Source organism: Candidatus Chlorohelix allophototropha, from assembly GCF_030389965.1.
In the GTDB taxonomy this organism is placed as follows: Bacteria; Chloroflexota; Chloroflexia; order Chloroheliales; family Chloroheliaceae; genus Chlorohelix; species Chlorohelix allophototropha.
Genome location: NZ_CP128399.1, coordinates 824,264 through 836,694, shown reverse-complemented (window position 1 = coordinate 836,694; position 12,431 = coordinate 824,264). Strand labels below are relative to the sequence as shown.

The following is a 12,431-nucleotide window of genomic DNA, read 5'->3' as shown; positions in this document are numbered from 1 at the left end:
TTAATGAGTCTCTTTTGCACGTTTTATAGCAGCGGCATGTGCCTGCAACTCTATTCCATCGTCCAGCGGGGGAAGCTCTACCTTGCCATAGCGTCGTTCCAACGCTTGTGTAATCAGCAAATCGGCAAAGCGGGGATTCTTAGGCAGCAACGAGCCATGCAGGTAACAGCCATACACTTTACCCTGCACCGCTCCTTCAAAGCCATCCTGACCGTTATTGCCATAGCCCACCACGCTCTTACCAAGTGGGCGTGCCTTTGCGCCGATATAGGACAAACCGCTGTGATTCTCAAAACCTACCAGTTCGCCCCATTCTGTATCCACTACCACATTGCCGATAAACCGACGATTTCCCGCCACAGTATGCACATCCAGCGCACCGATACCGGGCAGTTTCGGACCATCATCGGGCTGGTAATAATGCCCCATCAATTGGTAACCACCGCAGATATTGAGCGAAACCGCGCCATACTCGATGGCTTTTAGCAGCATTTCGCCTTTTTTGCCCTGCAAATCATCCGCTACCGCATATTGCTCGCGGTCTTGACCGCCGCCGAAAAAGTACAAATCATATTTCTCAGGGTCAATCGAATCACCGATGGTTAGAGAAGAAACCGCCGCTTCAATGCCGCGCATCTGGCAACGCTGTACCAGCGTAATGATATTTCCCCGATCGCCGTAAATATTCATCAGATCATGATACAAAAAGGCGATTTCGAGTTTCATCTCCACCAAACCAAAAATAGTACCGAAGCAATAATAGCCAGCAATACGAGAAAAGTAATAATTCCTACCGTCACTTCAACTGCGGTGGTATTTGTTCCGGTGCGCACGGGCGGCATAGGCATAGCTGCTTCAACGGTAGGGGCAGGCGCGGGTTGAGGTTGGTAGGTGTAAACCGCTTGGGTGGGCGGTTGTGGAATTGGGGCGGGTTGCGGCGCAACTACAGGCTGAGGCTGGTAGCTATAAACCGGTTGAGAGACGGGTTGTGGTTGGTAAGTATAAGTGGGCTGAGGAGCAGGCGGCGCATCCTCAGCAGCTATTGGAAAGGGATAATCTATATCTTCGGGTTTATTTTCTTGTGACATACTTACTTCTCCTGACAAGTAAGGGTGAAGCCTTGACGCTTCCCCGTTTTTACTCCTCCCAGAAAGGCACAACCAGCCCTTTCTTTTGCAAAATCTCGCGAAGTTGTAGCATCGCGGTATAGGTAGGAGTTATGTAAAGTGTTTCATTGGGCTTGAGACGGTCAATTGCCTCATCCAACGCCCTGCTAATATTCTCTTCTGCGCAAATCAGCTCAGGAGTAACTCCGGCGTATTTCAGGCGCAACGCCATATCATAGGCACGGATACCACCGGTATATAGCCATTCCACCCGGTCTTGCAATATTTCGAAATCTACATCCCAAATCCAACTTACATCGCGACCATCGGCTATCAGGTCGTTTAACAGTGCCATCAGCCGCAATTTGCCCGGAGATTGAAGCAACATGCGCAAAACTTCGTTAAAGCCTACCGGATTCTTGACCAACGCCAGCAATAAAGTGCGCCCTTGCGTCAATGAAATGCGTTCTATTCTCCCGAAAGCCGCTTTGAAACTTTCCAAACCTCGGCGAATATTTTCAGGCGCAATGCCAAGAGCAATACAAGCGGTTGCTGCCCCAATAGCATTATAAACATTGTACAAGCCCGGAACGCCTACTCGCAAATCGAGACGCTGCCCCTCAAATTCCAGCACGAAAGCTGAGCCATCCGTACCTTCCAAACGTACCTCTCGCGCGATAAAATTCGGCGCAGGTCGGGCAAAATTGCAGTTTGGACAGTGATAATGCCCCATATGTGAAATATATATTGCCGAATATTGCAAAGGAGTAGCACACACAATACATTTGGTGGCATCAACGGCATGCTGTAAGTGTTCTCGGCTTTGTTCGGGTGCATCCAGCCCGTAGTAAAGCACTCGCACACCAGCAGGCGCAAACCTTCCAAGATAAGCCACTGAAGGGTCATCCGCATTGAGAACTAAAAAAGTTCCGGAGTGTAATTTCTTTATCGCTTCCACCCAACGTCGCCGAATAGTCTCGATTTCCCCATAGCGATCCAATTGGTCACGGAAAAGATTGTTCATCAACACTAGGCGCGGCATAATTTCGGTAGCCGCCTGTGGGAAAACAGCCTCATCTACTTCAAAGAGACCAATGTCGGCTTCGAGTTTTCCGGTAAAAGTTGCTTGGGAAAGAAGCGTGCTGGTCAAACCGCGAATCAGGTTTGAACCACTGCGATTATTGACCGTTTTTAAGCCAGCGCTGGCTAGAATCGAAGAAAAAAGGCGAGTAGTAGTGGTCTTTCCATTTGTACCGGTTACCAGCGCAGAACCTCCAGAGAGTCGCGCGGTCATTCCGGTCAGTATATGGGGGTCAAGGCGATGCGCTACAAGACCGGGGAGCGCAGTACCACCACGCCGCGCAAGCCGCAAAACTTCTAGGATGGTTTTGCCGCCTGCAATTGCCAGGTTTTGCCGCAAAATCAAATATCCTCGTACTCGATAATATCGACTTCGTTCAGTAATTCGGCGATGAAGATGGCAATATCCTGTTTTTTCTCATCATCCCCATCCAAAATTTCTTCGTACCAGTTCAAATAGATTGGAGCAACATCCAAAGCTATTAAGGATGCCAGTATTGTAGCGATATGCTCAGACTGTTCATGACCAACCCGATTCCACCACTTACCATCTTGCCAGTTTGGAGGAAGTTGTTTTACAAGCCAAGGTGAAATTTCGCTGCGACCATCCTGAGCCAACAAAAGAGCTAGGGTGGTCTGTTCTTGCTTATCGGTAGCTTTGAAAAGTTGTTCGGTTAGCACAGCATAGGCGGCATCAGTTTCGATAGAACTTAGCACTGAATATAGCACCTCTCGCTCCTGTTCGGAGTTGCGCAATGCCTTAATAAGCGCCGGAATAGCCGAGTCGCCCATATTCACCAACCGCTCAAACGCATCAGCCACATCCGTCTCACTCGAAAGTTGAGCGATTAATTTTTCAGGATTGGCTGACCCATCTCGGATTACCATTTCGGATTACCTCTAGGGCAAATATAGAATCCGCCCGCAGCTTGGGCAGGTTATAATAACAATTGGGCTTTTCAAATCTCGCTGCTTGGAAAGGGGTATATCAACGCGGCACTTGCCACAAATTTTACCCATCAGTAGTTCGGCAACCGCTACACCCTGTTTCTGAGAGCGTAACTTTTCATATAGTGGTAGATCAGAAGGTGTTATTTTTCTAACCTGTTTTTCGCGTGCGAGTTGCAACTCGCCCAATTCTTTTTTAAGCTTAGTCAATTCTTGTGTTAAAGGAATTAGCGACTTTTCACGTTCATTTTCTACTGTCGCAAGCTTTTGTCGCACAACTTCCAGCGATTTTTCAACTTCCTCCACTTCCAGCATCGCTTCAACGCTGCTATCCTCAAGCTCGGCTCGGCGCTTGCGGAAGGTATCTATTTCACTCTGCGCCGCTTTCATTTCCTTAACGCCTTTGATCAGACCTTCGTACAACTTTTTTTCCAGATCAGAAGCATGTTTTTCCACAGTTTGTGTTTCAAATTCCAAGTCTTTCAACTTTGTACGAGTATTACGGAGTAATGTTTCTACGTCAGAAACCGCTTGCCGTGCAGCCTCAAGCGTTGTTTTATCTAACAGGGTTGTTTCAATATTCGCAATATTAATGTTATGGCGGTCTATATTTGAATCTACCTGTTGAAGTTCAAAAAGTGGTGTAACCCTACTCATCCCGGTTATCGCTCCTGAGCAAACATTAGCCCGTCATCTCGTGAGATGAGTTTCAAATTCAGATCGGGCAATTGAGGCAACACTCTATCCAGTGCCAGAGAGGGGTGGTGGCGCACATCCATAACCAGTTCGCCCTTACGAAAATCAGTTACAGTAACCTGATGTACACCGGGCAAACTACGAATCACTTTTTCCATCATTAGCAACGAAAGCCCCTGCAAATTCGAAATGGTCAACTTGGTTTCGATGTCACCGGGATTGAACGTCTCGTTACCCGTAGTAGCGCCGGGGGGTGGGCTGAGACGTGCTGGAGGCACTATAGTCTCCGCCGCAGGATTGGTACGCGGTAGCAAGTGTGGAGGTATTACCGGTCTTTCATCTTCCGATGATAAATCCCTAATCGTCTCTCCGGGATGAATATTAACTATAGTGGGCGAATTCGGTTCCTCGGAGCTGTTTGCATTATTAAGCTCTGAACTCGAAAATGAATCTGGCAATAAATCACCAAGTATATCCATTAAACTATTGCCAGAATTATAACTTCGTGTGGCAAATCCCGGACCAAGCTTTATAGAAGTTATGGGTGGAGGAGTTTGGACATCTTCAATGCCAAGTCTAGAACCTAAATCCTCCAGCGCCGCTTTGTCGCTTTTCGCGCGAGTTTCCTTCGCGTTATGGTTTGCAGTATCCTTTTTGGTAGTATCTTTTTTATAAGAAATGACCCTAGCAGGCATCTCGCCTGCATCTGCGGCTGCTTCAAAGCTGGGTGGCGAGAAACGTCGTCCCAATAAATGTTGCAGGCGCTGGTCAGCTTCCTTTGCTTGTTTGCTTGGAACTTTTTCCTGTGGTTCAACCGAAGGTAGCTCGAAGGGTATTTCAGCTTTTTGTTCGGAAGCATTTACCAATATGGGAACTTCTGGTTGCGGTTCTGGAGCTTTCTGAGTTTCAGGCAAAGTAAGAGAAGGTGCCGATTCTTCAATTGGTTGCCTTTTCATTCGACCATTCGGCTTTAGCTGGGGGGTGGGTGCATCCGAAAACTCTTGCAAGGTCAAATGCATCATCTTATCCAGTTCATCAGGGATAGCTTCAGGCTCAAAATTTGATTCAGGAAGCGGTGAAGATGAAGCAGGAGTATAACTTTGCCGTATGGGCGCTTCAGGCATAGGCTTGCCTTGCATAAAAGCCTGCAATTGCTCACTCAATTCTTGAACACGGCGAGTAAGTGTAATTACTTCACGCGCTACACTGGGTGAGCTTTCAACGCCACCTTGCATAAGCGAAGCTTCTTTTTCAAGTGCATATTTTCGGGCGCGTTCTTCTTCAACCTCGCGCCGTACAATCCTCAATTCATCTTGTAAACGGGTACGCTCTTGCTTCAGCGTATTTACTTCATTGTGCAATAATAGGCGTTGTTGCTCTAGTTGCATTGCAATTCGACGCGCATCCTCTTCGGAACGGCGACGTAATTCACTAAGGGCTGAAACCGCTTCCATAATATGGTGCGTCATTGTCGCATCAAGCGAAGCGAAAATATTTATACGTTCATCTGCCCAAGTCTCAAAATCCAGCATACCGGGCAGAGGCGCTATATCCTCCTCCAGCAAATCAGCATCTGTTTCATCTGCTTCAGAGCTATAGGGTTCAGGCAGATTTTCGTATAAATTACCTACATAATCGGATTGGTTCATTCTCGCACTCATTGGCTAATTTACCTCAGTGAGGTAACAACTTATACGCACAAATGGAGCATTCAAGAGACATAAACCGAGTTGTTGCACTATGCTAAAGTTACTACTCATTTTCCTTAATTCTACCCCATTTGTCAAACTTTATGTTAATGTAGAGTTTGGGAGAAAATTTTGCAAGGGGCAAAGGGGTAGACAAAAGCGGGTAAAAAAGGGTAGGCTAAGAAAAAGGAGCAGGAAAACATGACAAACCTGCCCGAAAAACAGTCAAAATGGAAGGATTTAGCCCAAGTCATCTTTAGCGAAATGGAAGAAAGGCGCGCGCAACATCCAAAAGCCACTTTTGTGGAGCTAGAAACCGCTATAGATCAACGCCTGGCAAAATTGCGTACAAAAACCAGCCAAAGCACAGCCCGAAGGGAAAATTACCCTAAATAAATGTGAAAAATGGCGCTACCTAAAACCCCAAAAGGAGTTAGGCAGCGGCGAACTCAGAATACTCTTTTGCCATACTTATGAGAAGCTCGATTTTTATCTGATCCCCTACCATTACGCCGCTTGCTTCGATAGCGGCACTCCATACTAAGCCAAAATCCTTGCGGTTGATTTGCGTAGTTGCCCGAAAGTTTGAGAAATCCCCAGCGAAGGGTGTTCCAGCACGTCCTGAATAAACTACTTCAAAGTTAACTTCCCTAGTTACCTTTTTAATCGTAAGATTTCCAATCAAGTGGTATTTGTTCTCCCCTATTGGCTTAATTTTGGTACTTTTGAAGGTCATATAAGGGTAATTCTTGATGTCAAAGAAATCTTTTCTCAGGTGTTTGTCCCGGTTTGTATCATCGGTGTGGACGCTGCCTGTTTCTATGATAGCCTCGATTTCGGAGTTGCCGGGGTTTTCATCATCCCAGTCAATTTTCCCTTCTAATTTTTGGAAATAACCCTTCACCGTAGAGAACATCATGTGCTTCACGCCAAAGCCAACCGCTGATTTTTCCCCGTCTATCTGCCAAATCATAAAGGAAACCTCCTGTTTCAAAGGGCGCAACAGATAAACAGGAAATCAACCAACTTTGCCAATAACAGTCTAAACACTGCTATTGCTAAGCACACATCTTTTAGAGATGCTTAGTTCTAAGCGGCTTCCTTCAATTCCCTGCTTACCATTTTTCTTCAATCACGACTATCCAGTTACTAAATTTCAGTTTGGCAAGTGCCGCTGGAAAATATTTCCTTTGTGCATGCTATGTTATAGGTTACTGAAATTATTGTGGTGTTATTACCAAAAACGTAAAAAAATAGCGGCATAGTGCAATATATAGTACTTTTGAGGTGCTTCGATCAAAGACTTGGTAGCAAGTGTTCGTGGTTGTAATCTACGGAGTCGGTTTGAGTTTTCCGCAATCTCGATACCGTTGGCGAACCCTCTTGGGAAAAGGGTTGCGAGTGTTTGTTAGGATAATTTCGTAAGATTGAAAAATAGAACTCTAACAATGAATTGGATGTGTTTTATCAAGATGTTCGGTGCTGAGTGAGTTTCGGGACCGCTTGCGCGAAGGTAATAAGGCGCACATGCTCTTTGAAACTATTTCAAGACCGTCGCAACAAGTTTATTATCAGTAATACAAGCAAAGCTATCGGTATTAGCCCCCAGAAGAAAAACAAGAGCCTGACTCTGAAAGAAACGGTAGAATCAGGGATGCGCGGTTTTTTAGCGACCTCGGTTTTTGCAGTGCTTTTTGTCCCCTTGTTTTTATTTTTTTCGGTTGCTTGGCTACCATTAGCGTTTTTCTGTGAGGTTTGAGCTTTCTTATCACGGGGTTGTGCTGGTGCAGCACTAACTAAAGGAAAACTACTGGTAATCGGTTGAATCTGAGGGGTATAATTACTCTCGGCAAAAGCAATCATTCCACCTACCTGCGGGTAACGCCCATACATATCAAAGGCTTGCAATCGACGCAGTGTCTCGGAAGCTTCTTGCCAGCGCCCTGCTTGCAAATGATCATTCCCGGTTATGTAAAGTTGCTCAAGTTCCAATTGCTGTTTAACGTAAGTCAGCTTATTCTGAGTCTCAGGATGGTAAGGAAATATAGTTAATAGATTTTCCAATTTTTGTAGCGCAATTGCCCATTCACCTCGGTCAAGCGCAAGTTGGGCTTCCTGTTCCATTGCCACAAACTGCGATTGGCGGTTGGACTCCTCCATACGCGCTTGTGTATCGGTAATATACCAATCGAGATCGGTATATAAGCCGCCTCTATCCATCATCTTAACTTGACGAAAACCATCCAAAGCTTCATGCCATGCGGCTGTGGCATAATGTTCACGAGCGGCTTGATACACCGATTGCAAGCTTTGGCTGAGTTGGACACGCGGTAAAGATACATTGGCTTCGGGATGTTCAGGGGAAAGTTCAAGGACGGCAGTTAATTTTTCAACAGCTTTATCCCACTCTTGCTCTTCGATCGCAACTCTGGCTACACCCATAAGATTGTTTATCTTAGTGCTAACTTCGGTGATGACCACCTTCGCGCTACTGATAATATCGGTAAATTCCCCTTTTTTATCGCGTTTGCGCAATAACTCTAGCGTAATTGCAGCCTCATCCCATTTTTTGGATTCTATATGCATTTTCAGGGTAAATTTAAGTGCCTCCAAAATTTGGTAATAGCGCACTTTATCCAGCAATTGTTGTGCAGTGGGATGATCCGGTTCGGCTGCCAATACATCTACCAGCTTTTGAATCGCCGACACCCAGTTTTTTTCTTTTAGAGCTTGACGCGCTTCTTCATAAAGTCGCGGAACTCGTTCCTGAGCTTCCTTTAACTTCTGACGAGCTTGCGCCAATAATTGTTCTACCTCGCGATACTCCGGCTCTTTATTGGCAATTATTTCAAGCCCATTTACAGCTGCATCCCACTCTTCGGTTTCAAAAGCTGAGACGGCATCGGTATAAAGCTGTGACAGGTGTTCTTCATATATCTGTTCTTCTAGTTTGTGTTGCGAATCTGTTATGAGCCACTCGACTATTAGATAATGCCCTTCGCTATCGTTTTCTTTTAAAGTGCGAAATACCCGTAGCGCTTCCCCCCAGTTACCAGAGTCAAAATATTCGCGCCCTTCGGCGTAAAGCCGAGCTTGTTCCTGCTGAAATTCAAGGTTGCGTAGTTTTTGGGCAGCTTCCTCTCTAGAGGGGTCAAGTTCTAGCAGTTTTTGAAGGCGGTCAATTGCTCTAACCCATTCTTCACGTTCAATAGCAGCGTCCGCTTCATTTTCTAGAGCTTCAAGCTGCTTCACGCGCTGCTCGTCAGGGGGGGTTGAAAGTATATTGAATAGAATGCCATCGCGTCGCTGTGTGTATAAAATGGGTGTACCCCATTCGACTTGATTTTTATTCTCGTATATGGCAAAGCGAGCTTGTGCCAACACACTATTTATGCTTTTGCCCTGACTTATTCCGCCCAGAATTTCACGCGAGAACACTGCGCGATTCTTTTCAGAAATTTCAAAAGGCAATGCCACACATCCAGCTAATCCTTGTTCAACCAAGGCTTGTGCGATAGTATTAATTCCGGTTGAACCATCTCCCACCGAAGTTTCAAAAACTACTAAGCGGATACCGGGATGTTCCTTTAGCAGATTCCAGAGCTTTAGGGCACTCAAGCTTTCTGGTTCACCGTCTTCACCATTAACTCTCAGTTCGCCTCTTTCTACCGGAGCGACAATCCATAAAATATGGTATTCGCCCACCCAAAGTTGTTTTTGCAATGCCGAAAATGTCGCACCCTTGACTCTCTCTAGACTTACCAAACCCCGTTGTCGGTATTCGCCCGCCGACTCAGCCAGCATTTGCCTATACTCTTCAGAGTCTATTTTTTCATAGCCTTCTGGTGTTCCTACCCAACTCAAAACCCGCACAGCACCACGCACTTGCGCCGGAACAGGTTCTTTTTCGGTTTCTACCAACCTAACCAGCGAAATATCACCTGCCAGCCCTAAATAACTGTTGGCATAGGGATAGTACAAATATTCCCACGGTAAGATATTTAAGGTGGAATCGCTACCGAGCAACAGCCTTATAGTGGTAAATTTTCCCTCACGCTCGCCTTGTACCAGAATATTGCGTAAGGCAGTTTCCATCTCATTGTTGAACAGTTCGATAAAGAGATTCCAACCAAATTTTTGAACCGCCCGCATTTCAGGGCTATCAAACCCGGCATCAATATAACGCGCCTGCCGCAAATACCACAGCAAATTGTCCAATTGCTGGGCGTTATAGGTCAGGGAAAAGTTGCCAAGATACCGATTGCCTTCGCTGGTAGTCATCTCTAGTTGATAACCTGCCAGAGAAGTAGTCAATTTTAAGTCAATTTGATAGCCATACTCACCGCTATCGCTCTTTACAGTTTCGCTTAAAAACGCGGCGGCATTTTGCGAAAGGTTCTCGGTTACTCTTTGGCGAACTTTGCTCAGCAATTCAGCGGTATCTTTGAAGCCGGGATTAATTGCAAAAATTGATTCGAGCTTTTGATGAGCCGCCGCCCACTCTTGCTTTTCAAGCGCAATCTGTACCCCTGCGTACATCGCTTCAAGCTGCGAATCGCTGCGCTGTGCGGCGGCAGTTGAAATAAGAGTTTCGACATCGCTGTATTGCGCCAACTTATCAAGCGTTTGCAACTTGCCAAATAACTCTAGCGCTTCATCCCAGCGTTTGGCTTCGTAGTGCTCGCGCCCTTTCTGGTACAGAGCGCTAAGCGTTTGCTGATTGCGGGCGTACTCAAGTTTTTCCGAGGCTTCGGAGTTAGCGGGTTCGAGAGTTAACGCCACCTCAAGTTTGCGTATAGCAGTTGCCCAAGCTTCTTTCGATAATGCCGCCTGGGCCTCTTCCAGCATAGTAGCAGTACGGGTGCGTTTTTGTGCTTTATCTATCTTTAGCTCAGTTTCAGCTACCAACAATGCTGCTTGCGGATATTGGCTCAGCCCATCCAGCGAACGTAGCTGGCTAAAGAACTCTATTGCCTCCATCCATTGTTCTTGAGCTAATGCCGTATTGCCCTTTGCAAAGAGATCAGCCAATGTTAACTGAACTTTGGCAAAAGAGATTTTTTCAGAAGCGTTCGGGTGGTCAGGCTTTAATTGCAATAATTGTTCAAGACAGCTAATACCCTCATTCCAGCGCTGTTGCTCAAAATAGTGTTGTGATTCAGCCTCAAGCTCAATTATTTGGGCTTTTTTTTGCTCCTGCGACTCTTTGGCTTCGGCTTCGGCGATCATTTTATGAATATCGCCATAGAGCATCCCGCTATCTAGTTCCCTTAGCTTGTAAAGACGTTCCAGCGCTTCATGCCAGCGTTCAGCTTCAAAGCAATCGCGCCCTACGCTATAAAGTTCCAGCAATTGTTGCTGCAACCTGACTTGCTTTAAAAGGTTCTCGGCTTCTTCTAATGCCGGATACAAGCGCAACGCCCGTTCAAGACGCTCTATGGCGAGAGTCCAATCTTTTAGCATTATCGCCATCTGTGCGGAAGAATAAAGGCTGTTTGCTTCTTCTATTTTCTGACTATCTTGTACCTTCGACTCAGCCTCTGCTATTAGAGATTGCAAATCCTTGAAACGATTGCGGGAATCCTGCGCTTTAATTTTGTGAAATTCTTCCAGAGCATCCAACCAGCGTTCTTCTTGTAGCAGAGTTTTAGCATACTGGTATTGCTCATCCAACGCCTGATTACGTCTGGCATAGTCAAGCAACTTCTTTAGTTCCGGGCGGTCTGGTTCAAGTTGCAGTAATTGCACCAGCAATTCCTCCGCCTGCGCCCATTTCTCCTGATCCAATGATAATTTGGCATCCCGCGACAGAGTAGATAATTGCCGTTTGCGCATATCTTCGGGATTCTGGCTTTCAATCTGGAACATTTTCCCGGCAGGATGTGCGCTGAAAGCCAGCAAATCGCCCCAATCCGCTTCATGCCCGCTATTAAAGAGTTGTTCACGAGTACGCGCTACCGCCTCATCCAAGCCCAAGCCCTGCGCCAATCCGCTCAACAGCTCACGCGCTACAATTTCACGCCCTTCTGAATTTAAGTCGAAGGGTATCAGTACACAACCGCCCCATCCTTCATGTACCAGCGAATTACCAAGCGTGTTCATCTCGGTGAGTTCATTAGTATTTTTTTCAAGAATTAGGATGCGCAATTTCGGACAAATTGAAAGCCAGCGGCTAGATTCGGAGATAGAAAAACTTTGGGAACTATCCGATAACTTAGCTGCAAAGTTGCATTTCAACCAGATTAGATGAAATTCATCTTTCGCAAGGACATTCGTAATAGCCGCCACATCTGGGGCTGAAATGACTTGTAGCAATCCTTGATAATGCTGCTCTTTGACTGCTTCTTCGATTTCTACACAATAGGCAGAGGAATCGGCGCAAACCAACACTTTCAGCGGTAAACTGATTTTTGCGTATTCGTAGTGAAGCCCGTTCCCGGTGGAACGTGAAAAAATAAGGTTGCCTGCAAGATTCAAATAGCTATTAGCGCTTGGGTAATATAAATATTCCCACGGAAGTTGGTTAAGTAAAGAATCTTCCGGGTCAAGCGCCAGCCTTAGACGAATTTTGTGGTCTTCACGCCGCGCCTGAATTAAATTTTCACGCAGCGCACCTTCCATCTGATTGCTGAATACCTGATTAAAAAGACTCCAGCCGAATTGCTGGATAACCTGCATTTCTGGACTCTGTAAGCCATTGCCGTATTGTTGCGCTTGGCGTAAATAGGTGATGAGGTTTTCTATTTCATGCGGGGCATAGGACAAGCGAAAACTATTGAGTATAGCCGAGCCGTCCGCCGTCTTCAATTCGGATTGGTAGCCGGTATCCACCGGTTTTATATGCAATTCAAGATCCAGATTGCCTGCATCTGCCAAGTTAAAAACTCCTAGGGAAAACTAAACAAGGGGCTAG

Annotated in this window: 9 protein-coding genes; 1 reads left to right on the top strand and 8 read right to left on the bottom strand. The window is 46.1% G+C overall.

Annotated elements, in window-relative coordinates:
• From OZ401_RS03600 to OZ401_RS03575, 6 genes are read right to left on the bottom strand one after another with little or no spacing between them, the layout of a single operon-like run.
• Window positions 1–726, bottom strand: a complete 726-nt coding sequence (locus OZ401_RS03600) for a type 1 glutamine amidotransferase (RefSeq protein ID WP_341469343.1) — start codon at window positions 724–726, stop codon at window positions 1–3.
• On the bottom strand, window positions 723–1,088 hold the full coding sequence (locus tag OZ401_RS03595) for a hypothetical protein (protein WP_341469342.1): 366 nt from the start codon (window positions 1,086–1,088) through the stop codon (window positions 723–725). The genes OZ401_RS03600 and OZ401_RS03595 overlap by 4 nt, the downstream gene beginning before the upstream one ends.
• A 49-nt stretch (window positions 1,089–1,137) precedes the next feature.
• Complete coding sequence (locus OZ401_RS03590) at window positions 1,138–2,526, bottom strand: MurT ligase domain-containing protein (RefSeq protein WP_341469341.1); 1,389 nt, start codon at window positions 2,524–2,526, stop codon at window positions 1,138–1,140.
• Between the two features lie 2 nt (window positions 2,527–2,528).
• Window positions 2,529–3,074 (bottom strand): hypothetical protein, encoded by a 546-nt coding sequence (locus tag OZ401_RS03585; protein WP_341469340.1) that lies wholly within the window; start codon window positions 3,072–3,074, stop codon window positions 2,529–2,531.
• A gap of 12 nt (window positions 3,075–3,086) precedes the next feature.
• Window positions 3,087–3,791, bottom strand: a complete 705-nt coding sequence (locus OZ401_RS03580) for a zinc ribbon domain-containing protein (protein ID WP_341469339.1) — start codon at window positions 3,789–3,791, stop codon at window positions 3,087–3,089.
• 5 nt (window positions 3,792–3,796) lie between these two features.
• Window positions 3,797–5,491: a hypothetical protein gene (locus OZ401_RS03575; RefSeq protein ID WP_341469338.1), complete on the bottom strand. Its 1,695-nt coding sequence runs from the start codon at window positions 5,489–5,491 to the stop codon at window positions 3,797–3,799.
• Between the two features lie 228 nt (window positions 5,492–5,719).
• Here OZ401_RS03575 and OZ401_RS03570 point away from each other — a divergent pair, with 228 nt between their 5' ends.
• Entirely contained in the window at window positions 5,720–5,914 is a 195-nt protein-coding gene (locus OZ401_RS03570) for a hypothetical protein (RefSeq protein WP_341469337.1), read from the top strand.
• 37 nt (window positions 5,915–5,951) lie between these two features.
• On the opposite strand, the gene OZ401_RS03565 is transcribed toward OZ401_RS03570, so the two are convergent.
• Together OZ401_RS03565 and OZ401_RS03560 are read right to left on the bottom strand one after the other, a co-directional pair.
• Complete coding sequence (locus tag OZ401_RS03565; protein ID WP_341469336.1) at window positions 5,952–6,491, bottom strand: YceI family protein; 540 nt, start codon at window positions 6,489–6,491, stop codon at window positions 5,952–5,954.
• A gap of 572 nt (window positions 6,492–7,063) precedes the next feature.
• On the bottom strand, window positions 7,064–12,394 hold the full coding sequence (locus OZ401_RS03560) for a CHAT domain-containing protein (protein WP_341469335.1): 5,331 nt from the start codon (window positions 12,392–12,394) through the stop codon (window positions 7,064–7,066).
• Between the last annotated feature and the right edge of the window lie 37 nt (window positions 12,395–12,431).